At 61.0% G+C, this 24,432-nt stretch carries 28 protein-coding genes and 1 pseudogene; 20 read left to right on the forward strand and 9 right to left on the reverse strand.

Features of this window, described 5'->3' with window-relative positions; genetic code table 11:
- The 10 genes from ACPYOI_RS12570 to minE all read left to right on the forward strand — a co-directional run.
- Positions 1–668 (forward strand): M15 family metallopeptidase (locus ACPYOI_RS12570; protein ID WP_481422912.1); only part of this gene is annotated, 668 nt, incomplete at its 5' end.
- Entirely contained in the window at positions 665–3,181 is a 2,517-nt protein-coding gene (locus ACPYOI_RS12575; protein ID WP_481419563.1) for an ImcF-related family protein, read from the forward strand. The genes ACPYOI_RS12570 and ACPYOI_RS12575, both read left to right, overlap by 4 nt.
- Before the next feature lie 307 nt (positions 3,182–3,488).
- Complete coding sequence (locus tag ACPYOI_RS12580; protein ID WP_481419564.1) at positions 3,489–3,896, forward strand: response regulator transcription factor; 408 nt, start codon at positions 3,489–3,491, stop codon at positions 3,894–3,896.
- A 183-nt stretch (positions 3,897–4,079) separates the two neighbouring features.
- The gene (locus tag ACPYOI_RS12585) at positions 4,080–5,039 is read left to right on the forward strand and encodes a S1C family serine protease (protein WP_481422913.1); all 960 of its coding nucleotides are present in this window, start codon (positions 4,080–4,082) and stop codon (positions 5,037–5,039) included.
- A gap of 111 nt (positions 5,040–5,150) precedes the next feature.
- Positions 5,151–5,390, forward strand: a complete 240-nt coding sequence (locus ACPYOI_RS12590; RefSeq protein ID WP_481419566.1) for a hypothetical protein — start codon at positions 5,151–5,153, stop codon at positions 5,388–5,390.
- A gap of 286 nt (positions 5,391–5,676) precedes the next feature.
- Positions 5,677–6,090: a hypothetical protein gene (locus tag ACPYOI_RS12595; RefSeq protein WP_481419567.1), complete on the forward strand. Its 414-nt coding sequence runs from the start codon at positions 5,677–5,679 to the stop codon at positions 6,088–6,090.
- The gene (locus ACPYOI_RS12600) at positions 6,077–6,412 is read left to right on the forward strand and encodes a hypothetical protein (RefSeq protein ID WP_481419568.1); all 336 of its coding nucleotides are present in this window, start codon (positions 6,077–6,079) and stop codon (positions 6,410–6,412) included. The genes ACPYOI_RS12595 and ACPYOI_RS12600 overlap by 14 nt, the downstream gene beginning before the upstream one ends.
- Before the next feature lie 394 nt (positions 6,413–6,806).
- On the forward strand, positions 6,807–7,541 hold the full coding sequence (gene minC, locus ACPYOI_RS12605; protein WP_481419569.1) for a septum site-determining protein MinC: 735 nt from the start codon (positions 6,807–6,809) through the stop codon (positions 7,539–7,541).
- 29 nt (positions 7,542–7,570) lie between these two features.
- Entirely contained in the window at positions 7,571–8,389 is an 819-nt protein-coding gene (minD, locus tag ACPYOI_RS12610; protein WP_168830911.1) for a septum site-determining protein MinD, read from the forward strand.
- Positions 8,386–8,646, forward strand: a complete 261-nt coding sequence (minE, locus tag ACPYOI_RS12615; RefSeq protein WP_168830912.1) for a cell division topological specificity factor MinE — start codon at positions 8,386–8,388, stop codon at positions 8,644–8,646. Before minD ends, minE begins: the two co-directional genes overlap by 4 nt.
- 79 nt (positions 8,647–8,725) lie before the next feature.
- On the opposite strand, the gene ACPYOI_RS12620 is transcribed toward minE, so the two are convergent.
- Both ACPYOI_RS12620 and ACPYOI_RS12625 read right to left on the reverse strand, forming a co-directional pair.
- The gene (locus ACPYOI_RS12620; RefSeq protein WP_481419570.1) at positions 8,726–9,064 is read right to left on the reverse strand and encodes a chaperone modulator CbpM; all 339 of its coding nucleotides are present in this window, start codon (positions 9,062–9,064) and stop codon (positions 8,726–8,728) included.
- Positions 9,064–9,975 carry a DnaJ C-terminal domain-containing protein gene (locus tag ACPYOI_RS12625; RefSeq protein WP_481419571.1) on the reverse strand — a complete coding sequence of 304 codons (912 nt, stop codon included), beginning with the start codon at positions 9,973–9,975 and terminating at the stop codon, positions 9,064–9,066. The genes ACPYOI_RS12620 and ACPYOI_RS12625 overlap by 1 nt, the downstream gene beginning before the upstream one ends.
- A gap of 291 nt (positions 9,976–10,266) precedes the next feature.
- Between ACPYOI_RS12625 and ACPYOI_RS12630 the strand changes: the two genes are divergently transcribed.
- The 4 genes and pseudogenes from ACPYOI_RS12630 (at position 10,267) to ACPYOI_RS12645 (ending at position 14,319) form a co-directional block, all read left to right on the forward strand.
- Entirely contained in the window at positions 10,267–11,094 is an 828-nt protein-coding gene (locus tag ACPYOI_RS12630; protein WP_481419572.1) for a universal stress protein, read from the forward strand.
- Positions 11,095–11,379: 285 nt separating this feature from the next.
- Positions 11,380–11,574 carry a hypothetical protein gene (locus ACPYOI_RS12635; RefSeq protein WP_481419573.1) on the forward strand — a complete coding sequence of 65 codons (195 nt, stop codon included), beginning with the start codon at positions 11,380–11,382 and terminating at the stop codon, positions 11,572–11,574.
- Between the two features lie 35 nt (positions 11,575–11,609).
- A pseudogene (locus ACPYOI_RS12640) lies at positions 11,610–12,609 on the forward strand (LuxR family transcriptional regulator).
- Positions 12,610–12,732: 123 nt separating this feature from the next.
- Positions 12,733–14,319 carry a gamma-glutamyltransferase family protein gene (locus ACPYOI_RS12645; protein WP_481419574.1) on the forward strand — a complete coding sequence of 529 codons (1,587 nt, stop codon included), beginning with the start codon at positions 12,733–12,735 and terminating at the stop codon, positions 14,317–14,319.
- A 66-nt stretch (positions 14,320–14,385) separates the two neighbouring features.
- On the opposite strand, the gene ACPYOI_RS12650 is transcribed toward ACPYOI_RS12645, so the two are convergent.
- Positions 14,386–14,661 carry a hypothetical protein gene (locus ACPYOI_RS12650; protein WP_481419575.1) on the reverse strand — a complete coding sequence of 92 codons (276 nt, stop codon included), beginning with the start codon at positions 14,659–14,661 and terminating at the stop codon, positions 14,386–14,388.
- A 98-nt stretch (positions 14,662–14,759) separates the two neighbouring features.
- Positions 14,760–14,945, reverse strand: a complete 186-nt coding sequence (locus ACPYOI_RS12655; protein WP_168830920.1) for a hypothetical protein — start codon at positions 14,943–14,945, stop codon at positions 14,760–14,762.
- A 230-nt stretch (positions 14,946–15,175) separates the two neighbouring features.
- Between ACPYOI_RS12655 and ACPYOI_RS12660 the strand changes: the two genes are divergently transcribed.
- Positions 15,176–15,337 (forward strand): entericidin, encoded by a 162-nt coding sequence (locus ACPYOI_RS12660; RefSeq protein WP_168830921.1) that lies wholly within the window; start codon positions 15,176–15,178, stop codon positions 15,335–15,337.
- A 31-nt stretch (positions 15,338–15,368) separates the two neighbouring features.
- Here the strand turns inward: ACPYOI_RS12660 and ACPYOI_RS12665 are convergent, their stop codons facing one another.
- On the reverse strand, positions 15,369–15,773 hold the full coding sequence (locus ACPYOI_RS12665) for a hypothetical protein (RefSeq protein WP_481419576.1): 405 nt from the start codon (positions 15,771–15,773) through the stop codon (positions 15,369–15,371).
- Between the two features lie 248 nt (positions 15,774–16,021).
- On the opposite strand from ACPYOI_RS12665, the gene ACPYOI_RS12670 reads away from it, so the two are divergent.
- Positions 16,022–16,213, forward strand: a complete 192-nt coding sequence (locus ACPYOI_RS12670) for a hypothetical protein (RefSeq protein ID WP_168831280.1) — start codon at positions 16,022–16,024, stop codon at positions 16,211–16,213.
- Between the two features lie 6 nt (positions 16,214–16,219).
- On the opposite strand, the gene ACPYOI_RS12675 is transcribed toward ACPYOI_RS12670, so the two are convergent.
- The 4 genes from ACPYOI_RS12675 to ACPYOI_RS12690 all read right to left on the reverse strand — a co-directional run bounded on the left by ACPYOI_RS12675 (position 16,220) and on the right by ACPYOI_RS12690 (position 18,205).
- Complete coding sequence (locus ACPYOI_RS12675; protein ID WP_481419577.1) at positions 16,220–16,456, reverse strand: hypothetical protein; 237 nt, start codon at positions 16,454–16,456, stop codon at positions 16,220–16,222.
- A gap of 94 nt (positions 16,457–16,550) precedes the next feature.
- Positions 16,551–16,787 carry a hypothetical protein gene (locus ACPYOI_RS12680; RefSeq protein ID WP_168830924.1) on the reverse strand — a complete coding sequence of 79 codons (237 nt, stop codon included), beginning with the start codon at positions 16,785–16,787 and terminating at the stop codon, positions 16,551–16,553.
- 61 nt (positions 16,788–16,848) lie between these two features.
- Positions 16,849–17,838, reverse strand: coding sequence for a DMT family transporter (locus ACPYOI_RS12685; RefSeq protein WP_481422914.1), 990 nt, complete (start codon positions 17,836–17,838; stop codon positions 16,849–16,851).
- 106 nt (positions 17,839–17,944) lie between these two features.
- A complete protein-coding gene (locus ACPYOI_RS12690) occupies positions 17,945–18,205 on the reverse strand; it encodes a hypothetical protein (protein ID WP_168830926.1) in 261 nt (86 codons plus the stop codon).
- Between the two features lie 233 nt (positions 18,206–18,438).
- On the opposite strand from ACPYOI_RS12690, the gene ACPYOI_RS12695 reads away from it, so the two are divergent.
- The 4 genes from ACPYOI_RS12695 to ACPYOI_RS12710 all read left to right on the forward strand — a co-directional run bounded on the left by ACPYOI_RS12695 (position 18,439) and on the right by ACPYOI_RS12710 (position 24,429).
- On the forward strand, positions 18,439–19,884 hold the full coding sequence (locus ACPYOI_RS12695; protein WP_481420187.1) for an MFS transporter: 1,446 nt from the start codon (positions 18,439–18,441) through the stop codon (positions 19,882–19,884).
- A gap of 269 nt (positions 19,885–20,153) precedes the next feature.
- Entirely contained in the window at positions 20,154–21,209 is a 1,056-nt protein-coding gene (locus ACPYOI_RS12700; RefSeq protein WP_481422915.1) for a sensor histidine kinase, read from the forward strand.
- 24 nt (positions 21,210–21,233) lie between these two features.
- Positions 21,234–21,782, forward strand: coding sequence for a DUF924 family protein (locus tag ACPYOI_RS12705; protein ID WP_481419164.1), 549 nt, complete (start codon positions 21,234–21,236; stop codon positions 21,780–21,782).
- A gap of 88 nt (positions 21,783–21,870) precedes the next feature.
- Entirely contained in the window at positions 21,871–24,429 is a 2,559-nt protein-coding gene (locus tag ACPYOI_RS12710) for a mechanosensitive ion channel domain-containing protein (RefSeq protein WP_481422916.1), read from the forward strand.
- Positions 24,430–24,432 lie beyond the last annotated feature (3 nt).

Here is a 24,432-nt window from a genome sequence, read left to right on the forward strand (position 1 = left end):
CCCCCCCCCAGATTACTACGCGTCTCGTGGGCTCGGAGATGTGTATAAGAGACAGCGGCGAACCTCCGAGCCAGCAGTCGTTTTCGATCGATCAATTCGGCGGCATGGCGCCCCCGGAGGAAACCGAAAACATGACGGAGCCCATGCAGCTGGCGAAGAAGCGCTTCAACGAGCGCGTCATACGCCCGACCCCGGCAGTGCTCCGCCAAATCCTTGGCGAGCCGCGAAGTGTCTATTCCACAAGCTGCCAGCCGGTCACCAACCCGAAATTGCTGAGAACCCTGGAAAGCCGAGACATAGGGCATTTCCGCCTGACGATGATCAGGCCCGCGCTCGATTCTCTGGGGCAGGTCATGGAGCGCCTCCGAAAGGAGGAGCCGGACATCTATGCCGCGATCGGTACGGCTGGTGCGCTTTGCGCGCGTTATGTGCGGGGCTCCACGAAGTCTGTTTCCTCGCACGCCTGGGGTGCGGCCGTCGACCTGACGCTCAAGAAGAACCTCGACAGGATGGGAGATGACAGCACGCAGTTCGGACTTGTGGTGCTCGCAGAGTTTTTCAACGACGCCGGCTGGTATTGGGGTGCCGGCTATAGCCGCGAAGATTCGATGCACTTTGAAGTGGGCGAGGCGCTGCTTCGCAAATGGGCGGCGGAGGGCAAGCTGTGAGAGACTATGTCCAGTCGCCGGATCAGGATGGAGCGGGAGCGGACGTGCTTCCCGCATTGGCCGAGCCATTACTGAGCCTCGCCAAGCGGGCCGAAAGCGAGAAGCGGCCCGATCCGCAGGAGTTGGCCGCGACCGCCCGCTTGCTCGTAGCCGAGTTCGAGAAAGAAGCGCGCCGCAGGAACGTTCCGCCGGACTGGCTCCTGGATGCGCGCGACGCGCTCGTCGCACTGCTCGATGTCCGCGCGCGCAGCAATCCGGCGCTGCCGATCAAGCGATGGGAGCGCGCGCTGGCGGCCGCCCTTCCGATCAGCCACATGATTGGCGCCAATGGCCTCGCCGAACGGGCCGCTCAGGCTGCGAAAGGCGGCTTGGCGCGGCGTGATCTTGCCCGCTTCCTCGGGCACTGCAATGAAGCCATCCAAGCTGCACAGTCGAAGGAGGAGCAGCACAGAACACGGGCAGATCGCGGCCTTGTCTTTCTTGCGATCGCTCTGTTCTTCGCGATGCTCGTCGGCTGGGCCGCGTGGGCCGAGTGGCGGTTTCGCGAGCGGCTGCTGGCGCAATTGCCCGATGTCGAAAGCGTTGTAGAAGCCGGCAAGGCCGCCACGCCAGCTGCACGGGCGGCTCAGCTCGATGCCTTCCTAGCGGCGGTCCGGCTCGTCGAGCAGGAAGCCGGCCGCTCGCCGCTTGGGTTGATCCACCACATCGAGATTGTCGATCCCGCCGCAGCTGCGCGCCGTCGTTATGGCAAGGCGGCCGAAGCCCTGGTTGCCGAGCCGCTCGCCGACGCGCTTTCTGTTGCGCTTGCGACGGAAGGGGAGGCCGATGCGCTCTATGATTCCCTGCGTGCCTGGTCGATACTGAAGGGCACATCGGAGTGGCAGCCTCGGTTTCTGGCAGGCTGGGTCGCCGACCGAGCCGAAACCTTCCCCGAACTTGCTTTGCTGGCCGAGCATGTGGCCGCCATGCCCGGGCCCCAGCCGAGACTTCCATCTCCGGATCCCGAAACGATCGCCCAGGCGCGGCAGTTCGCTGCCGAAGGTTTGGCGAGTGAGCGCGCCTTGCTCGAGCTGACCCGTGCCGAAAAAACGGCAGCTCTCCCTCCCTGGTCTCTTGATCAGGCCGCGCCTGGTCTCGGCACAATTTTGATCCATCGGTCAGGCGTGCCGATCGAGCGTGGTGTCGCCGGTCTCTATACGGAGGCTGGATGGAATTATGCGCGGTCTGATGGTGCCGAGGAGGCGATCCGCCGGGCAAAGTCCGAGGCCCAAACGCTCCTGTCGTCGAGCGCCACGACGACCACCGAAGCGGTTATGGACCTGCTTCAAAAGCGTACACTTGATACATGGACGGATTATCTGGGTGAACTTCGCGTCAGGCCGTTCACAGATCAACCCACCGCTGTCGTGATCAGCGGGGCGCTAAGCGCACGCAGTTCGCCGCTCTCGGCGCTCATCCGCGAGGCCTGGCGCCAGTCCGGCGGGAACGATCGCAGCCGCAGCCACGCCAACCAGCTTCGGACCGCCGCGGCATTGGGGCCGGCAATCCAGTTCGTGGAACAGGGCCGGATGTCGGAGATCTCGCAACTCTTCGTATCGCTGAACGTGGCTCTCTCCGTCCTCGATGCGGATGCGGAGATCGGCAAGAAATCCCTCATGGATGCACAGGAGCGCGCAAATTCGATCGTTGCCTTGCAGCAAGCTCCGCTTCTGGTCGTGCAGATTGTCGAGGATGTACTCTCGCAAACGGCTGCCCCAAAAGCGCCAGAAGTTGCTGCGGATCAGGTTCCAAAAGAGGCGCCGCAGACACAGTTACCTTCACAGGCACCCGCACAGTCACAGCCACAGTCACCTTGGGGTTCCGAGGTTGCTACCGCCTGCCAGGCCGCTGTCAGCGGCCGCTATCCGTTCTTTGACGGGCCTGATGCAGACATGACCGAAGTCGCGCGGATCTTCGCGCCCGACGGCACTATAGGACGGTATTTTCGGGTGCAGCTGGCACATTTGATGGACACGTCGACGACACCGTGGCGCTGGAAGCCGGAAGCGCGGCTTTCCGGCTATGCACCCGAAAGCGCGGCCTTTCTTCAAAGGGCGATTGCCGTTGGTCAGGCGCTTTTTCAACAGGGTGCGTCGCCCAACGTGCCGATTGTGCTGGAGGCGCTTGCCCAGCGAGGAGCCGCGACCGTCTCGATCGGCGGCGCTCATGCGCCGGTCGTCACTTCCGGGGCGTCGGTCACGTTGAACTGGCCAGGAGCCGCACCCGCGCGCGGCTTCGAGATATCCTTCGACAACGGCGCTGCTGTCGAGAAGAAGAGCGCACCCGGTCCATGGGGCCTCCTACGGTTCCTGGACGGATCACGCTTGCGCCCCCGTGAGGCCGGTCGCCGGTTCCTGATCGATGTCCGTGCCAAGGGCGCGCGCGCCTATCTTCAGATGTCCTTCGCGGGGCCCGCCAACCCGGTTTCGATACGCTCTTTAATGCGCGGCTTGACCTGCCCGCTCACGCTCTGAGTGGATTTGGATCCAATCTCAGCATCGCGCATTGGGTAATGACCGCGCGGCACCAGGATGAGGGCGCGTCATCGCTGGTGGCCAGAAAAGACCGCCGCGCGGCCACCCCTTTAACGAACTGACTCTGTCCCGCGTTCCTGTGCGCTAGCGTACAGACGAGAGGGCACCTGCTTGCTTGGGCCGCCGCTGGCTTAACCTCCATCATCCGATCTCGTAAGGCGGATATACCTACGGATGATTGAAGGCGCTGGAGAACGTCCTATCGTACTCCCTATGGCATCAGAGATGGTGCACAGGGGAGCATGGAATGCGGCCGCAAGAAATACTTATCGGAATTGTCGATGACGATGCAGAAATTCCCGCTGCCTTAAGCAGTCTTGTCCGCTCTCTGGGATATCGCGTGGAATGCTTCACGTCGGCAGAACAGTTCCTGGGATGCGCGGATCTGAGCGGTTTTTCCTGCGTCATCAGCGACATTCACATGCCGACGATGAACGGACTGGAACTGGCGCGCCGGCTACATGAGCTTGCAAAGGGCCTCCCGGTCATCCTGATGACCGGACGCAGCGAGCCCGGCCTTGAAGAGCGGGCTTATGAGAGCGGCGCCGCGTCGTTCGTTACCAAGCCATTCACCTTCGAGGACCTCACCCAAAATCTTTGCAAGGCGCTCGAGGCAACGGCCTCAAGTCTACGACGGAACGGCCATTTCCTTTAGTAGCTCTGCCATTTAATCCATCGAAATGTTGCGCAACCCCGCTCATCAATGCTGCCCTTGAATAACGAGGGGCGGCGCATCACCTGATACTTTGATTTCAATCTGTCGCACTGACAGCCCCTCGCTATTTTGCAGCCGCTGCCGGTCCTCAAAGGGACGCCTTCTGCGTCCGAGGAGATTTTCATGGGCTTCATTGATCGTGACATCCAGCCGTCGTCCGATGCCGAACTGCTGGATGCCTATTCTTCGTCGGTCTCGGCCGCAGTCGACCTGGTCGGCCCGGCGGTCAGCCGCATCGAACTCATCGGGGGACGTTCTGGCCACGGATCTGGTTTCGCGATCTCGCCCGACGGCCTAATTGTCACCAACAATCACGTCGTGGACGATGCCAAGACTGTTCGGATCAGGACTCCGGCCGGAGGGGCCGTGGAGGGCAGGGTGCTGGGGCGCGATCCCGACACAGACCTTGCTTTGATCCGCGCCAACGACTGGTCGGGAGAATGGGCCAAGCTAGGGGATTCGAAGAGTCTGAAGCGCGGTCACATCGCCATTGCCATCGGCAATCCATTGGGTTTCGAGTGGACAGTCACGGCGGGCATCGTTTCCGCGCTCGGCCGCTCGATGCGCGCTGCCAGCGGCCGGCTGATGGAAGACATCATCCAGACAGATGCGGCTCTCAATCCCGGCAACTCCGGAGGGCCTCTGGTGTCGTCGGCCGGTGAAGTCATCGGCGTGAACACCGCTGTCATCCAGGGCGCCCAGAGCATTGCGTTCTCCGTCGCATCGAATACCGCAAGGCATGTGGTGTCGGAACTGCTGCGGTTCGGCCGTGTTCGAAGAGCCTATATCGGCATCGCAGCCGACACCGTGGACCTGCAGCGCCGGATCGCGCTTGAAGCAGGCGTCACACAACAGACCGCCGTCAGGCTCCGCCGCGTCGAGCCGGAAAGTCCGGCCGAAAGGGCAGGGCTGCAGGAAGGCGACTATGTCCTGGCGATCGACGGCCATCCTGTTTCCGGCATAGACGACGTCGTCAGGCTCATGGACGGAGAGAGGATCGACGAGGATAGCGAATTCCTGATTTTCTCAGTGCTTGGCCGCATCGAAACGCGCATCGTCCGTCCTCAGGCCTGGAAAGAGTAGCGACACCGGAGGTTTAGAAACTTACGGCATCCGGCTGATTTGGCGAGATGGCCATGATACGGTCACTTTCGCAAGCGACCGTTCACCTATGGATAAGCTGGGGAGGCCTCCATGAATGATCGTCTCAACCGCTATGTGGAGATCACCAGTCGCATAAAGTGCGGCAGGAGGTTCTGCGAGTTCCTGGAATCTGGCGGAACGGTCTGGGATCAGCCGGCCGGATCGTCATGGCGGAACGTTACCGCCGAGGCGATCGAGAGGGAACGCCTCACCGTCGAGCGGCTTGAACGCGTTCGGTCCCGGCTCTATCCCGATCTGATCGTCAAAGAAGTAACGATTTACAACCATTGACCCATGTGGGCGGTGTAGGCCGCCGGGGCTCAAGTCCTGCGACGCCCCTCCAGTTACAACGAACGGACTTCGCGGCCCGATGAGTTCCGAGTCTGCGGGGGATGTTTGTAAGCTCCCGTACCGTCGCTGATTTCATGCATCTTTTAGGTTCCACGCGCGTTCTTCTGTCACCGCGATCACAGGAGATAGCATCATGACCAAGCGCGAACGTCTCGAACCGGGAAGCGATATGGGCTGCGTTCTGCGCGCCCGCCGCGCTGACAAGCACTAGGGAGGCATGTAACCCATGAGAAACCCCACAGCTTTCAAGACGGAGGCCGAACTGCAGGCCTATCTCGCCCAGCGCGAAGCCGAAGCTCCTGCTGAGGACGCCATTCCGATCCCGCTGAATGACATCGATCGGCCGGATGAAAGTAGCCTGCAGAACCTGCAGGATGAACTCGCCGGTCTTCGCGTGCAGCTGGCGACCATCAAGCGGCGGGCCCGCAATACCCTGAGGGCGAGTGCCACGCGGTTCGACACCAGTGCGCACGAGCAGCTCGGATCATATCCTTGGGCGAAGCTCGCGGCAGCGATGGCAGGAACATTCCTGATCGGGCGCCTCCTGAGCAGGCTGCCGGTCGGAGCAATTGCCACAGCGGCAATGCCGTTGATCGCCGGTGAACTCAATGCACGGGGGCGCCGCCATGGCAGAAGATAACGGCATCGGCAAGCCAATCCCGAAGGGCGTCGTCGACGTGGAGCACGATTTCGTTGGCGTGCAGGCGAACGATCCCAACCATCAGAGGCAGGTCGCGAAGCTGAAGAAGCAGGTGGCAACCATGCGGCGCCGGATCGAGGGCAATGCGCCGGCTCGATCCCGGGGCGCGTTATCGGAGTCCTTCTTCTTCGCCTTCGCTGCGACGCTGGGAGTCGTCGCAGCGACCGCGTTCCTGCGTCCGCGAAAGACGGCGGCCATGCCCGTGGAAACACTGCTTTCGCGTTACCGCCACCGGATCGAAGGCCTCAGGCGATACTCATAAAGCAACCGCTGGTGCCGCTGCCAATCGGTTCGGAGCGCCAATCGATGAGGCGCGCCTAGCACTCTGACGGCGCGGTCCCCGGCACAGACAAGTTCGAGGCCGCAAGCCTGGTCAGCTTCCTTACGCTGGTAAAATCGGCTCGCGTGATTCCGTTCTGCGCTCTTTGCGCAACGACTCGGAGTGCTTGTTTAGTTAATCCGCGATCCGGCACAAGGCGGATCCCTGTTAACCCTTGCATGGGAAACGGCGGATTCGCGGAAAACCCTTGTGTGGCAGGCCTTTCAACGGAATTTTCAGATGATAATTTTGGTCCGTGAGGGCCGTCTTTTCCGTCTCTGTTTACCATTTATTAACCATGGCACTGGTACGTAAGGACAACCATTCCTTAACATAGATGACCAAAGTGCTAACAGACGCTCGCTCTATCCGTATCAAGGGCCGCTCCTTCCTGGCGGTCATGCTTTCGCCCGATCTGCCCTTCGATGATTGGTTGGTCAGGCTAGATGATCTCGCCGCCCGTTCGGCGGGGTTTTTCCTGGGGCGGCCGGTCGTGCTCGACGTGACGGACCTGCCGATCGACCGGGCGCAGCTGAAGGAGCTCATTGCGGAGCTTGCAGGGCGGAACGTCAGCATCATGGGTATCGAGGGTGCGCGTCCGTCGATGCTTGGACCGGGCATGCCTCCGTCGCTGAAAGGCGGGCGGCCTGTTTCCGACATCGAGGTTCCCGCACAAGAGCCAGCACAGGAGCCAGTGGCCGAGACGCGAAGCAATAGGAACGCGACGGAGAGCCGTTCGCCGATGCAGTCCATCGTGCTCAGGGAACCCGTGCGTTCCGGTCAGTCGGTCATCTTCCCGGAAGGGGACGTCACTGTCATCGGATCGGTTGCTTCGGGCGCAGAAATCATCGCCGGCGGATCGGTCCATGTCTATGGAACGCTGCGCGGGCGAGCCATGGCGGGGTCGGTCGGAAATGCCTCCGCGCGGATATTCTGCCGGAAGCTTGAGGCTGAACTGGTTGCAATCGACGGCATCTACAAAACGGCGGAAGACATGGCCCCGAACCTTCGCGGACAATCTGTCCAGCTCTGGCTCGACGGCGATTCGATCATGGCGGAAAAACTTATCTGAGCCGAGAGGCCAGGACACAGGAGAGCAAGATGGGGAAAGTCATCGTAGTCACTTCAGGCAAGGGCGGAGTTGGCAAGACAACCTCCACCGCCGCCTTGGGCGCCGCTTTGGCGCAGAGAAACGAGAAGGTGGTCGTCGTCGATTTTGACGTCGGCCTGCGGAATCTGGACCTGGTCATGGGTGCGGAGCGAAGGGTCGTCTACGATTTGATCAACGTCATACAGGGCGACGCCAAGCTCTCCCAGGCGCTGATCCGCGACAAGCGGCTCGAGACACTGTTCCTGCTGCCGGCATCGCAAACCAGGGACAAGGATAACCTGACGCCCGAGGGTGTCGAGCGCGTCATGAACGACTTGAAGCGCCATTTCGACTGGATCATTTGCGACAGCCCGGCTGGGATCGAACGCGGCGCTACGCTCGCCATGCGCCATGCGGACACGGCGGTGGTCGTAACCAACCCCGAAGTCTCGTCGGTTCGCGATTCCGACCGCATCATCGGTTTGCTGGACTCCAAGACGCTGAAGGCCGAGCGCGGCGAGCGGATGGACAAGCACCTGCTGCTGACCCGCTACGACCCCAGCCGGGCCGAACGCGGCGATATGCTCAAGGTCGACGACGTCCTGGAAATCCTGTCCATCCCGCTGCTCGGCATCATTCCGGAAAGCACGGATGTTCTGCGTGCCTCCAATATCGGCGCGCCCGTCACTCTGGCCGACAGCCGCTGCGCGCCGGCGATGGCTTATTTCGACGCAGCTCGCCGGCTGGCCGGTGAGGATTTGCCCGTCACAATTCCCGGCGAAAAACGGGGTCTGTTCGGCAAGATTTTTGGACGGAGGGCTGCCGCATGAGCCTCTTCAGCTTCCTTGGGAAAAAGAGAACTGCACCGGCAGCGCGTGAACGCTTGCAGGTGCTCCTGGCGCACGAACGCTGCTCGACAAGTTCAGATCTCGTAGCGCTGCTGCGCGAGGAAATCCTTGCGGTGATCGCCAAGCACGTGAAGGTCGAGAGTGACAGGGTGCGTGTAAAGATGGACCGCGATGAGCATATGTCGATCCTGGAGATCGATGTCGAGATACCCTTGAACGCGACCGGCCTCGCGGCTTGATATAAGCTCGATGACGTTTGAGGGGCGGGGAGATCAATCCCCGCCTCTTTTCGTTTGGGAGTGTGCAGGAGGAAGGCGTTCAGGTGTCCCCCCTATTTGACCTCTGGCCAGACCTCCTCGTGACCGTGCGGTTTGTGGAAGTGATCGTGACTTGCCGATAGCTGGCATTTGCGCCTCGCAGCGCGCGGCGGAGACCGTGAACCTGGTCCAGCAGATGGAGGACCACCGCAATGCCTTCGTCATTCACGCCCATCGGGCCGTTGAGGTCGAGAATGAGCCGCGCTCGCGCGAGATCAATTTTGGAGAGCCGCCAGCCCCCTGAGGTCTCACGCGGCGAAATCCAGCCTGCCTCGACCCAGGCGGTCAGTGTTGCGTGTGTAATTTCGGCCGAGACACAAAACTCCTTGGCAGTCAGCATCACATCCCCATCTTTCGCCGCGGGTCGTAAGCTTGTCCCGGCCATCGCGACAGGAACTCTTCGAGTTCGGAATCGATGGACTCGGGAAGCACCACCTTCAAGGTGATGTACTGGTCGCCGCGCTTGCCGCTCCGTTCGGCGACGCCCTTGCCTTTCAGGCGCAGGACCTTGCCGGTGTTCGATCCCTTTGGGATCGTAACGGAAACCGGACCGGTCGGGGTCGGAACGGGCACCTTGCCGCCAAGAACGGCCTCGTTCAATGAGATCGGAAGTTCAAGGCGGATGTCGTTGCCGTCACGCTCAAAGAACGGATGCGAACGCACGGTAAGTTCGATCAATGCGTCGCCGGGTTCCCCGCCCTGTGGACCGGGTTCCCCTTTTCCCTTCAGGCGAAGCGTTTGACCGTCCCTTGCGCCGGGCGGTATGGCAACGTCGAGGGAGGACCCGTCCGGGAGCACGATGCGGCGTGTTGCGCCGTTGACGGCGTCAAGGAAGTCGACCTCCAGCCGATAATGCATGTCGGCGCCGCGCCTGCGGAAGCCGCGACGGCCGCCTTGTGAGAAAAAGGACGAGAGAATGTCGTCGGAGTCACCGAAATCGGCAAATCCCGAGGGATCTTCATAGCGTTCGGAGCCTGCGCCTGCCTGCGCAAAATCACGGTAATATTGGCGCGGCGGCCGTTCGGCTCCCGATGCGTCGATCTCGCCGCTATCGTAGCGCGCCCGCTTCGTTTCGTCGCCGACGATATCGTAGGCCCCGGAAAGTTCCTGGAACTTTCGCAGGGCCTCCTTGTCACCCGGGTTCAGATCAGGATGCAGCTTCTTGGCGAGCCGTCGATAGGCTGTCTGAATATCCTTCTGCGATGCATTGCGTGGCACGCCAAGCAGCTCGTAGGGATCGGTACTTGCCATCGCAACAGCTCTCCGCATCCCAAGCCGACAGGCACCGGGTGCCGCAAGGATAATCCGTCGTCGCGCTGCACGAATGACAGTCGTCAACGACCGCGGCTGAACAGCGCAACGTGCGTCAAGCTACACACATTTTGAGAAGGAGAGAAGCCGTGCTCGATGGGACGATGCTGAAAGATATACCGCCGGCGGCAGCCAGTTGCCGTGGCGCCCGTCAGAGCTATCTTCACAAGAGGGAACGGGAAGCATCACGCGAGGGAGCACAGAATCCCTCGCCAAATGCGGGAGGCAGCCATGATCAGGGTAATTATGGTGCGGCTCGACGGGACGCCGGGCGATAAATTCCGGTTGGGCGCCTGCGAAAGCCTGGCTAAATTGTTTGATGCACATGTCGTCGGCCTTTTTCTGAACATCCTGCCTGAGCCGACATTGGAAGACACCGGAGCGACCGTCGAATTCTGGACGCGCTCTCTGGATCAGGCCCGAGAGCGGGGAAAGATGATGCAAGCCGAGTTCACCAACCGACTGCGGGACATGGCGCGCTCATTCGAATGCCGCCGTTTCGACGTTTACGCCCATGAACAGGCGCGGATTACGGCCCGAGAATGCCGGACCGCCGACGTGTTTGTCGGTCTCCGGTTGACTGACGAAACGCTGGAGCGACGTGACGTTGTCGAGGAAGTGCTCTTCCAATCGGGAAGGCACCTGTTCCTCGTTGCCGACCGGAAACCTTTCGAACATGGTTTCGAGCACGCAGTCATTGCCTGGAACCGAAGCCGGGAAGCCGCTCGGGCGGTCACGGAGGCGTTGCCGTATCTCCTCGTATCCCGTCAGGTCACCGTTGTCATGATCCAGCAAAGGGGCACGCCGGAATTTCCGCCGGAGCAGGAAGAGGAACTCGTGGGATACCTCGATCAACACGGTATCCGAGCCTCCATAAACATCATGAACGAAGGCCGGTTCGATACGACGTCGACACTGCTTCAAGTCGTGCGCGAGCAGAATGCCGATTTGGTGGTGCTGGGCGGCTACGGGCATTCGCGCCTGCGCGAATGGTTGCTCGGCGGGGTGACTTACAAATTCCTGAGGCAGTCGCCGGTGCCGCTGGTTATCGCGCACTGATGGGTGCGCTGGCTCTGTAGTCTGGTACGGAATTGCGTAACTGACATCAGCCCGTGCGCACGGCGGCAGCTTCGCGTCAGCAAAGGTCCAGCTTTCTGTTCGTCCCGGCGCAACAGCCGAGGCTATCCACTAGACAGATCGCCCGTTCGTCGCCCTACGCGACTCATCACCCCCAGATCTCCGTCAGCCGGGCGTCGGGCGGATGTCATCCGCCTGCATGACAGAATACGGCTCGGATGCGTGCGAGGATGCCTCCCCGATGAACCCCCAGCCAGGAGGCAACAAATGGACCCCCTAAGTCTGGTCGCCGCACACATGCTCAACCGTCGGCCTCCCGCGAAGATGAGCGCCTTAGACGAGGATCGATATTACAGCGATGATCTCATCATCACCCTATGGCGTCGGCGGCTTCGGCTGCTCGGTCTGATGGCCCCGACCGCTGGCGTGATCCTGCTGGTGATCGGTATCGTCCAGGTGTGAGATACCGCTATGCCGTCCAACAGATCGACCGTGCTATGCTGCCGGTCCATGGCGATAGGGAACCGCAGGATGGAGGATAGCGAGGCTGATCGGGCGGCAGTCCTGGCGGTGATCCGCGCCGAGACCGAGGCCTGGCTGCAGCGGGACTTCGAGAAGCTCGCGAGCCATTGGGTGCAGTCGCCACAGACACGGCGGATGGAGTCGTGGACCTCGCTTGGCGTGCGAGTGGACGAAGGCTGGGACGCGATCGCCGCCCGGATCAGGAAGATCGTGGAGCGGTTTCCGGAGAAGCAAGCCTTCGCGGAACGCGTCCGCTGGGAAAGGGTCAACGTCGTCGTCGACGGGAACGTCGCCTGGGTGACCTTCGACCAGATCGGCAGCGACACCGGCGAGGACCGCAAGCGCCAGCTGCGTATTCTTCACCGGGTCGACGGGGCCTGGAAGATCGGCTGCATGGTGATGATGGAGAGCAGCGTCGAGGAGGCGAACTGCCCGCTGATCGAGGTCGACGCGGAGGCGCGGATCCTCTGGACGAACCGACTGGCGCACGAGCGGATGCGGAGCCATCCGGGTCTCGCCGCCGCTGCCGGCCGGCTGCGCGCCCGGCAACGCCAACGTGACGCCGCGCTACGCGAAACGGTGCGCCTGGCGTTCGGCGAGCTGCAGAGCCAGCGCCCGCTGAACGTCGTGCCGAAGCAGGCCTGGGCGGTGGCGCTGGGTGAGGACGAGGCGGGAGCGCCGCTCTACTGCTGGGTCCTGCTCGAGGACGGCAAGGTGCTGATTTCTTTTGACGACGCAGAGATGGTCGAACGCCGGATCGCGAGTGCGCGGGACGTTTTCGGTCTCTCGCCGGCGCAGACCCGGCTTGTCCGCTTGATCGTCGATGGGCGCGACCTCGCAGCCGCCTCCGGTCTGCTCGGGGTCAGCGTCAACACGCTGCGCACCCAGTTGCAGCGCATCTTCGACAAGACCGGCGCACGCAGCCAGGTCGCCCTGATCCGCACCCTGCTGAGTGCTGAGGCCCCGACCAAATAACGTCACGTGGCTCAGTTGTTGCCGCCTGCCTGCGCGACAAGGATCGGATTTGCGATCTTTCCTCCCAGTGATACTGAATGGGCCGAGGGCCTGCCGAAATTCGAATTGCAAAAGGATTGCTTCATGAGAGATTTTTTTACGCCGGGCCGCGATCCCGCGCTCGCCGGCGAAGCCATGATTGCCACCTCCCATCCGCTCTCGACGGCGGCGGGACTCGAGATTTTTGCCGCAGGCGGTAACGCCGTCGATGCGGTGATCGCCGCCGTCGCCGTGCAGTGCGTCGTCGATCCGCTGATGACCGGCATCGGCGGCGACTGCTTTGCGCTCTACGCTCCTGCGGGCGGTGAGGTGATCGCGCTCAACGGTTCGGGCCGGGCACCGGCGGCGGCAACGGTCGAGCGGCTGAGGTCGGAAGGCCTTTCTGAAATCCCCCGCACCAGCGCCCATGCGATTACGGTTCCGGGCGCCGTCGCGGCCTGGGAAAAGCTGCACCGCGATCATGGCCGGTTGCCCTTCGAACGGCTGCTGTCGCGCGCCATCGGCTATGCGGAGAACGGCTATCCGGTCACAGCGCGCGTCGCCTACGACTGGGCGCGCGAAGCCGAGGCCGTCGCGGGTGATCCGGGTGCGGCTGCCGTCTTCCTGCCCGGCGGCAAAGCCGTGGGCGAGGGAGAGCGCCACGCCCAGCCGGCGCTCGCGCAGCGCCTGAAGGCGATCGCAAAGCAGGGAGCGAGAGCCTTCTATACCGGCGAGACGGCGGCCGCCTCGGTCGCCTTCCTGAAAAGCCTCGGCGGCCTGCATGAGATGGAGGATTTCGAAAGCGCCGTCGACGGCGCCGACTATGTGACGCCGATTTCGACGCGTTATAGCGGCGTCGACGTGTACGAATGTCCGCCGAACGGTCAGGGCGTTGCCGCGCTGATGATCCTTAACATGCTCTCCGGCTTTGATCTTTCGGAAAGGGTAACGCTTGCCGAGCGCATCCACCTGCACGCCGAGGCGGCCAAGCTTGCCTACTACCACCGCAACGCTCTTGTTTCTGATCCGTCGAGCCTGCCTTACCCCATCGAAACGCTGCTCAGCGAAGAGATGGCCGCTGCCCTTCGCGCGCGCATCCGCCCCGACAGGCTGCTGGCGCCGGCGCTCTGGAACGAGCGCGAGCACAAGGACACGGTTTATCTTTGCGCCGTAGACCGTGACGGAAATGCGCTATCCTTCATCAATTCGATCTTCGATGGTTTCGGCTCGACGCGGCTCGATCCGGCGACGGGCATTCTCTTCCACAGCCGCGGTTCATCCTTCCGCCTGATAGACGGCCATCCGAACGCGATCGGTCCGCGCAAGCGGCCAATGCACACGATCATTCCCGGCATGGTGCGCAAGAACGGCCGCACGCTGATGCCCTTCGGCGTCATGGGCGGCCAGTACCAGGCCGCAGGCCATGCGGCTTTCCTGTCCGGGATGTTGGATCGGGGGCTCAACGTGCAACAGGCGATCGACGCGCCGCGCAGCTTCTCGTTCGACGGCGTCCTCAAAATCGAGCCGACCATTGATCCGGAGACAGCAGCACGGCTCGCCCGGCTCGGCCATAAGCTGCAGACGGCACCAACCCCGATCGGCGGCGCCCAGGCGATCTACATCGACCACGAGCGGGGCCTTCTGCTCGGCGGTTCTGACCAGCGCAAGGACGGCTCTGCCCTCGGTTTCTAGCACGCTGCAAAAACGTTGCCGTTCCGTGGTCAATTCCCACGGCGCGGCACGTTGGTGGGGAAATTCTCAATGCGGGTTGGCGACCGGCGGCGGAAGAGGGGAATCCGTATCAACACGATCCGCTTCCGGGTCCGCATCTGGTAAACCTTCGACACGTTCGTCTGTATCGCCGGGATCGGCGGGCGGCTTGCGAGCGTCGCCAAGATTGGAATCCGGCAGTTCGCTGCCGTCTCCGTCGCTCTCGGTCGACTGCGGAATAGGCTTGCCGCTTGCCGGGACCTCGTCGGTATTCTGGTAGCGGTTCTGCGCGCTCAGGGCGGCTCTCCTTGCCTGAGAAGACATCCGTCTCGCCCCATAGTTCAGAGCCAACGATCTGTCCGCCGCCGCTGGTGCCGCGTTAACGCTCAGGAAAAATGAGCCGGCTTCGAGTTGTGTAACAATTATCTCCATCGCGGCGTTCGCCTGGCGTTGTGCAGGAGCTCGAAGGCTGTTGCGAATGGCCCGAACAATAGAAGCAGCCTGGCTTCCTCGTCAGTGTCGAGTCTGTGTCTCGCGCAAAATTCGGTCACTGACCAGACTTGGGTTGCAGCTTCCGTCGTGGCTTCCTGCGGCTCGATGCGCTCCATAACAATCCTCCCCTAGTATAGGAGGGATAATACTAAAGTCTAATTTAGAAGCAAATCAAATAGGGGCGGCGGCGGATTTTTACGATCGAGGCATTCGTTAGCCGAAGCAATTTCCTCCCCTCTTGGCGTTGCTCCACCAGCCAGGACTTCACTGCATTCTTGGGCGCGGTATTGATTTTGTGGCGGATCGTAACATGTTCAAGACATTACCGATTCCAATGGAGAATTCGATGCCGAAAACCATGCTCGCCTTTGTCTGCCTTTCGGCGCTCCTGCTTTCGTCGTGCGGCAATACGGCCTGGGGCCTGAAGCGCGACGGACAGGAAGCGAGCCACGCGATGGACGATGCTTCGCACCGCGTGCTGTCGGCTGGCGCGGGGAGACGGCCCTGACGCCGTCCCTCCCTTTGTTTGTCTGCTGATCTTATCGCAGCGGCGCAGCCGACGGCGTGATCGCCGCTTGCTTCGGTGAGAAGATGATGAAAGCGAAGAGCAGCACGCCTGCAAAGATGATCAGCGAGGCCAGGGCGACGACCGGCTCCAGCGCCGTGTTCCCCTTCAGCATCAGATAAAGCACCGGCACCAGCAGAGCGACGCCTGCCGTATAGACGTAGTACTGGATCATCGCGACGCGGCGTTCCGCCTTGTTCGGGTTCAGCGCATGATAGCCCCCGAAGAGCGCCATGCTGACCCAGCCCAGGAGATTACAGTGGGCATGGGCGCCGATCACGGAGTAATCCTGCGAGATCGCCATGTTTAAACCGATCATAACCCCGATGATGAAAAAGACGACCGCAGTCTTGAAGTAAAGTTCTGCTACTCTCGGCATGAGAATCCCCCTCTGCTTAGCCGGTTCGTGAAATACCACTTCTTCGTGACTAGGAAAATACTGGTCGCGAAAGCAAGATCAATTTCGGGGAATCAAAGCAATGTTCGGTTCTGCAGCTATTTCTCTCGTGACTAAAATCGTTGTTCGAGAAATTTGGCCGCCTGGTTATGGTTAATTTTTAACTATCTCCGCGTATGAGGAGGATACGAGCAATGCTGGCCGTCGAGGCAACGAATAGGAGGACGTCCATGTTTTTAAAGATCTTTCTCGCCAAGCCGGAAGTCGAAACCGATGACACCGGCACCTACGCGGACGGTCTTTTCGAATCCAATCGCATCGATTTCAGCGCGCGCCGCGACGGTCGCTATCGTTCTTCGCATGAGCGCGATTATGGCCCGGGCCGCAAAATCGCGGAGGTGCCGCCGCTCGGTCTCGCCTGAGCCGGTTCAGGCGGTCTTTTCCGTCAGCGAGCGGAAAGGAAACTTGCGGCTGCACTCGCAGCGGACGATATATGTTTCCGGAAAATTCGAGTTCTTTTCTTCAAAGAATCCCGCCGGCATGTCGTCGATGCTAAATGCGGGATGCTTGCGCGACGGATGGTCGTCCTCCGAAACTTCGGCGATGCCGGTGTTGCCGCATTGCGGGCAGGTCAGCTTCTTCGAATAACGGTCTCGTGCGGCCATCGAACTTCCTTTCATTTCATCGCTTGATACAGCTGAAGGGCGGCGCTTGGAAGACCGTCAAGAGCATTGTCCTGACGTGCAAGCTACCATGGGCTCAGGGCGCCGGTGGTTCGACCTGAGGCGGCTTGGGTGTGGAGCCGGTCGTGGTCTGATCGGGTCCCGGCGAGATTGCTATGGCCCCTGCGATGATCACCACGACGATCGCTCCCGCGACACCTAGCGTCCAGATCAGCCAGCTGCGACGCTCCTGCGCCAGCAACCGGCTTTCTTCTTCTGCGGGGGATGGAGGTATCGATGGCTTGCGCCCTTCGCCCTTGCCTTGATCCGTCATGACAACTCCGCTCTTTTGTCAGGAACAAGCCCCTCCCGTGATTGTTCCGATAAAAGCCGGGCTAAATAACGTCGGACGGTCGAATTTGAGTGGATGCAAAGCCGCCGGAAGGGGTTTCCGGGAGCTCTGCCGTGGCAGAGACAGGCGCCTGGCTATCCACCGAAACAACGGCAGCAGGAAGCGGCGTGCCGCGCTTGCGCTCACGGGCGAGGGTGAGCAGGCCCGAGCAGATGATCAGCACGATGCCGGCCGCCATCGGCAGGTCGATGGTGTCATCGAAGAGGAGGTAGCCGAAGGCGATCGCCCAGATCATCTGACTGTACTGCGGTGGTGCGACGAGACTGGCAGGCGCAAAGCGGGCAGCCGTCATGAGAAGCACGTTGCCGATTGCGCCAAGAATTCCGTAGCTCGCAATGAACAGCCACTCGCGCGGCGTCGGAACAACCACGTTTGAAACCATCAGCAGGCCGCTGAGGGTCAGTGTACCGAGAAGCCCTGCGCCATAAAGCGAAAGGCGCTTTTCGGCCGGGCCCATGGCCCGCAGGATGACAATCGAGATCGCCGCGCTCAGACCGCCGATCGCAGCCGCCAGATGGCCGACCGACAATTCGCGGAAACCGGGCCTCAGCACGATCAGCACACCGATGAACCCGATGACGACCGCCGTCCAGCGCTGCCAGCGGACATCCTCCTTGAGGAAGATGACGGAAAGAATCGTCACGAAGGAGGGGAGCAGGAAGAGGAGGCAGAAGGCTTCCGCCATCGGCAGCTTCGTGAAGGTGATGATCGAGGCGAGAGCGCCGATTGCCCCGCAGATGAAGCGCAGCATCCACAAGGTGCGGTTCGATGTCCTGGCGATATCCAGCCATGAATCATTCCGCGCCTTGATGACCGGCAGGACGACCAGCCCGAAGATGGCGCCGATGAATGCCACCTGATAGGGAGGTATTGCTCCGTGTAGAATTTTGATCGAGGCGTCGCTGAAGGCAAAGACCGCGTAGGCGACGAACGCGACGGCGACACCGCGGAGAGGCGAATGGATGGAAGACATGTTCTCGAATCGGATTTGAGGCAGGTTGTCCCCGCATACTCAAAAATCGCCGGGGAAAGGAGAGACGGTTGCGAATAGCTGGCATGCGAATGTGCGATCCGGCCGTTTACTCCAATTCACTGCGAATTTCCGTGCTGTATTCCCGATAGATGCTGAGGCAATCCGTGTAGCTCAGCGAACCGTTGTCGCCATAGATGATATGCACGCTCGATGCATCCGTCGCAGATTGCTCGGACACGAATAGAATTGCCTCGCCGAGCGACTTGCCCGTTATGGACATGTCGGTGCCGTCATCCTGCGTTATTCCCTTGATAATGGCTGCGATCTTGCGATGGCTGAAGACAGCGCGTCGGTCTTCCGGCGTCATTGAAATATCCTCGATTGAATTCCCGCAAGGCGAAATTTCGCCGCCCGTCTACATTAACGTTTGTGAAGCCAATTTGTGCCGTCGATTCATGAACCATTGCAGCAAATTGGAAATTGTGAGCGGCGCTTGCCTGTTTTTGCTTTTCGCTTCGGCATGAGCGGCGTATCAAAGTGCCTCAATCCTGCCTGACCGCGCGATAAGCGTTTCTTTCCGCAATACTCAGTGACGTATCGATGACCGCAGTACAGACGAGTGAAAAGCCGGACGAGGCGGCGAGCGGCCGCCAGGCGAAAATCGTGGCACTGGTGGTCGCCGTATCGTTCTTCATGCAAATTCTCGACGGTACGATCGTCGCGACGTCGTTGCCGCAGATGGCGGTGAGCTTCGGTGTGCAGCCGGTCTCCATGAGCATCGGCATCACGGTCTACATGCTGACGATGTCGGCCTTCATCCCGCTTTCCGGATGGCTCGGCGATCGTTTCGGCGCGCGCCGGGTCTTTCTGGCGTCGATTGCGGTCTTCACCGGTGCGTCGCTCTTTTGCGGCCTATCCGGCAGCCTTGCGGAATTCATCGTCGCGCGTGCGATCCAGGGCGCCGGCGCCGCGTTGATGACGCCGGTCGGACGCATCATCGTCTTGAAGAATGCGCCCAAGTCCGAGCTGGTGAACGCGATCGCGCTGATCACATGGCCAGCGCTGACGGCGCCGGTCGTCGGGCCGGTACTCGGCAGTTTCATCACCACCTATGCAAGCTGGCACTGGAACTTTCTGATCAATATACCGATCGGGTTGCTCGGCATCGCGCTCGTGCTGCGTTTCGTACCGGAGCAACGCGAGGAGCATGCCGGCCCCCTCGACATCCTGGGCTTCATTCTGAGTGGCGCCGGCATGACATTCGTGCTCGCCGCGCTCGAGCTCTCCGTAAAGTGGGAGGGCAGCCTGCTTGCCGTGTTGGCGATGGTTGCGGCGGGCATTGCGCTTTCCGGCCTAGCAATCCGGCATTTCCTGCGGGTGAAGAATCCACTGCTCGACCTGTCGGCCTTCAAGGTCGAGACCTTCGCGATGTCGACGCTTTCTGCGGGCACGGCCTGCCGGCTCGCCGTCAACGCCACGCCCTTCCTGCTGCCGTTGCTGTTCCAGCTCGGTTTCGGGCTCGGTTCGATTGCTGCGGGGACATATCTGCTGGTCTATTTCCTCGGCAATCTCGGCATGAAGGTCGTGACGACGCCGTTGCTTGCCCGGTTCGGCTTCCGCAAAGTCCTCTGTTTCAACGGATTGATTGCCGCTTGTTCTATCATTGCCTGCGGCTTTTTCACGCCGGCTACGCCGCAACCGCTCATCTACGCAATCCTGCTTGTGGCGGGGCTTTCGCGTTCGATGCAGTTCACAGCGCTGAACACGCTTTCCTTCGCCGATGTCGGTCCGGCACAGCGCAGTTCCGCCTCCACGTTGTCGAGTATGCTGCAGCAGCTCTCTATGCTGCTCGGGGTCGCAGTGGCCGCGGCGGTGCTCAATGTCTCCGTTGCGTTGCGTGCAGCGGCAGAGCCTGCGCTTGCGGATTTCCGCTGGGCTTTTGCTGCAATTGGCCTGATCGGGATCGTTTCATCCTTGCGCTTTCTTAGGCTGCCTGCAGATGCCGGTGCGGAAGTCTCGAAGCACAGGCGCTATCAAAAAACTTGACTATGGACGGAACTATTTCGGGTCAGGCGCGTTTAACGGTGGGTTTGCGCATCTTTCCGTTCGCAGTATCTTTTCATCCCGCGAGTTGTCCTGCGGGCAGGGTTATATTGCCGCTATGGTTCCAAATTCGAACTTCCTTCGATTGAAGGTCAGGGGGGCGGAGGCTTCGCCGCCGTTTACGCGCAATGACCGATGCAATACGACATTCGATCGCGGATGCCCTCGCCGCGGGGCCGTTGCGTGGCTGCCAGGCAGCCTCCGGAGGGCGCATGGGTGACGCTCCCGACGATGCGAAGTCCGAAATCCGCATCCTCTACGTCGACGAGGACGAGATGCTCGGGCTGCTGATGCAAGAACACCTGACCCAGCACGGTTTCGAGGTCGAATGGGTGCAGGATGGTGCCGCCGCGCTGCGACGCATCGCTGACGGCGGTATCGACGCGGTGGTGCTCGATCATACGCTGGAAACAGAACTTGGCCTTGATTTCCTGCCGCAATTAATGGCGCTGCCTGATCGTCCCCCTGTCGTCTATGCGACAGGCGCCAACGACACCGGCATTGCCGTGGCAGCGTTAAAGGCGGGTGCGGATGACTATGTGCTCAAGGGCAGTTCCCCCGACTACTTCGATCTGGTCGCGGCGACGCTGGAACAAAGCCTGGAGCGGGCGCGCTTCCGGCGGGAGACAGCCGAGGCGCAAGAGCTGATCCGCCAGCAGCGGGACCGCGCCGAGCTGCTGCTTGCGGAAGTCAATCATCGCGTCGCGAACAGTCTCGGCCTCGTCGGCGCACTGATCCGCATGCAGTCGTCGATCTTGACGGACCAGGTGGCGATCGACGCGCTGCATGAAACGCAGTCGCGCATCAATGCTATCGCGAGTGTTCACCGGCGTCTTTACGACAGTCGCCAGATCGGCAAGGTCCAGGTTGATGAATACCTCCAGAATCTGCTGAGCGAGCTGGAGGCTTCCATCCGCGACGACAAGCGGCCTCACCGCGTCGTGCTGACGGCAGGCCCGATCAATCTGCCGACGGACAAGGTCGTCACGCTTGGCCTTATTGTCGGCGAACTCGTTACCAATGCTTTCAAATATGCCTATCGTGAAGGCGTGCACGGCGAGATTCGGGTTATCGTCGAACAAATCGATGAGGAGTTGCATCTCGTTGTCGAAGACGATGGCGGCGGCTTCGATCACTCGAGCCCTGCGAGAGGGAGCGGCCTCGGCACGAAGATTCTGGCTGCCATGGCCGCAAGCCTGAAGTCGGAACTCACTTATGATCCGGCGTGTCGCGGCACGCGCGCCATTTTGATTTTTCCCGTCAGTTGACCGGCGCTAGGGGGCAAAGTGACGATCAAGATATGTGCACCGGAGGAGGTCTATTCCTTTTGGTTCGAAAGATGCAGCCGCGAAAAGTGGTTTCAGTCGACGCTGTCGCTGGATGAGGAAATTCGAGACCGCTTCCGGGATACGCACCTGGCGTTGGCGGGAGGCGTTATCGGGTCCTGGCATGCCAGCCCAAAGAACCGGCTTGCGGCGGTCATCGTCCTCGATCAGTTCCCTCGGAATATCTACCGGAACACACCGCTTGCCTTTGCGACGGATGGATTGGCGCTTTGCGAGGCGAAACTGGCCATCGATGCCGGCGCCGACCGGCTCGTCGATAGAGAATGCAGGGCGTTTTTCTATATGCCTTTCGAGCACGCCGAAGACATAGCGGCGCAGGAGCAGTCGGTGACCCTGTTTCAGGCCCTAGGCGACGCCGATTATCTCGACTATGCGATTCGCCATCGCGACGTGATTGCTTCTTTCGGCCGGTTTCCCCATCGCAATGCCATCATCGGAAGAGCCTCGACCGCGGCAGAATTGGAGTATCTTGCGAAGCCTGGCGCCGGCTTCTGAGAGGCGGAAAAAGAACATCCGCCTTTCTGTCGCCTTTCTTTGCTATAAAACACGGCCTCATCACGAAGAGAATCCTAGCGGGGACATTTTGCGGCCGAAACTCATTCTGCTCCTGTCATTTCTTTACCTGATTTTTGCGCTGTCTGCTGGTGGTCTGCCTGGCGGCTCCGCCGCTGCGCAGGAACAGCCGCAAGTTCAGGAGCAGCCGCAAGCGCAGGCTCAGGCACAGCAGGCGCCAGCCCCGGTTGTCGATTCACCGCTCGATCAAGCCGTCAAGGATATTGAAAAGGCCAAGTCGAAGCTCGCCTCCCTGCAGGAGAGCGTGAAGCAGAACGCCACCGACGACGATGCGCTCGTCGGGCTGTCCGCGCAAGTGGACGAATTGGGGCGCAATATTCTCGCGAGCTCGGTCACTCTCCGGCCGCGCCTCGAGCAGATCACGAATCGTCTTGCCGAGATCGGCGATCCGCCGAAGGACGGGCAGCCGCCGGAAGCGAAGATCGTGACCGACGAGCGGAACGCCCTGATGGCCGAACGTTCGCAGATCAACGCCGTGACCGGCGACGCTGAAAACCTCTCGCTTGGCGTCAACAAGCTGATGAACGAAGTGGCTGAAACCCGCCGCCGTCTCTTTGCCGCGACATTGCTGAGACGCACCGAGGTTTCGGCTTCTGTTTATGGCGATGCCGGCACGGCGTTTGTCAAGGAGGTCAGCGAATTCCAGCAGGCGCTTTCGAGCTGGCTTAGTTTCGCCTGGAAGTTCAAACGCTTCGCGCTGTTTGCGGCAATCTTTATGTCGCTCGGAACGGGCCTGATCATGCTTTCAGGCGGTTACCGCATGTTCGGCCGCTATTTGACGCGGGATGAGGGTGTCGAGAATCCCTCCTATATCAGTCGGCTCTCCGTTGCCTTCTGGTCAACGCTGATCCGGACATTCGCGCTTGCCGCGGTGCTGGTCACATCCTATTTTTTCCTCAACGGTTTCAATGTGTTGAGGCCGGACATCGCGCCGGTTGTCGCGGCTCTTTTCGCGGCGATCGGACTTATCTATTTCGTTGCCCGATTTAGCAATGCAATCTTTGCGCCACGCGAACCACACTGGCGGCTGGTGCGGCTATCGAACCGCGGTGCGCAATCGATCGGCGCATGCCTGCTGGCAATGGCGATCGTCAACGCCCTCGACTATTTCTTCAGCTCCATCAGCGAGGCCATGGGCTCACCGCTGGTTCTGACTGTCGTCAGGAGCCTGATCGCCGCCTTGATCATTGGTCTGATCCTGATTGCGGCCTCCTTCGGCCGGCCCATGCTGGCGCGCAGCGGCGACCCCGATGCGCCCGGCCGGCACTGGCCGCGTGGGATGGCGATCATCCTCCGCCTTCTCGGCTTCGGTCTTATCGTGACGGCATTGACAGGCTATGTCGGCCTTGCGCGCTTTGTGGCGACGCAGCTCATCATCACCGGCGCCATCGTGGTGACCACGTATATCGGCCTGCTCTTGGGCAAGGCGATTTCCAGGCAGGAGAGTTTCGGCGACACCTTCGTCGGCCGCTTTCTGAGAACCCGCTTCAACATGGGGCCGGTTGCGATCGACCAGGTCGGCCTCGCAGTTGGCTTCGCAATCTATGGCGTCGCACTCCTGACCGGCATTCCGCTGACCCTGCTGCTCTGGGGTTTCCATATCCAGGATCTTGAGCTGATCGCCTACCGGCTTCTCACCGAGGTCCGCCTTGGCGGCATCAGCATTTCCCTGCTGGGCATCTTTACCGGCATCCTGCTCTTTGCCGGCGGCTATCTCGTGACCCGCTGGATTCAGCGCTGGCTCGACAGCAACGTCATGGCGCGAAGCCATGTCGATATCGGCGTGCGCAACTCCGTAAAGACCGGCATCGGTTATCTCGGCATCGCTCTCGCGTCGATCATCGGCGTTTCAGCGGCAGGGATCGACCTGTCGAACCTTGCACTTGTCGCTTCCGCCCTCTCGGTCGGTATCGGTTTCGGCTTGCAGAACATCGTCTCGAATTTCGTGTCGGGTCTGATCCTTCTCGTGGAGCGGCCTTTCAAGGTCGGCGACCACGTCGTGTCGGGAGCGGCGGAAGGCATCGTGACGCGGATTTCCGTACGTGCCACGGAGATCGAGACTTTCCGGAAGCAGTCGATCATCGTGCCAAATTCCGAACTCATCAACGCTGCGGTCGGAAACTGGACGCATCGCAACAAGATCGGACGTTCGGAGATCCCGGTTTTCGTCAGCTATGATGCCGATCCGCAGAAGGTCATGGATATTCTGCTCGAACTGGTCAATGAGGCTCCTTTCGTGCTGCGTAATCCGGAGCCGCATGTCGAGTTCCTGCGTTTCGGCACCTACTCGTTGGATTTCGAACTGCGCTTTATGCTGGCGGATATGGGTGAGGGCCTGAAGGTGAGAAACAACCTGCGCATCGCCATCCTCAAACGCTTCAAGGAAGAAGGGATCGAGATCCCGTTGCCGCAGAGCGATGTCGTTTTTCACCGTGACAACGCGCCGGTTTCGGCAAAGGAGCCCTCCTTAATGATCGCGGACGACGGGCAGGAGGACGAAGGCGAAAGGGACGACGGAGCGGTGCGCCAGTTGCGGGGCAAGACCGCCGATCGCTCTCTCAAAAGCTAGTCG

This window comes from Rhizobium sp. SVR5-2C (assembly GCF_056755115.1).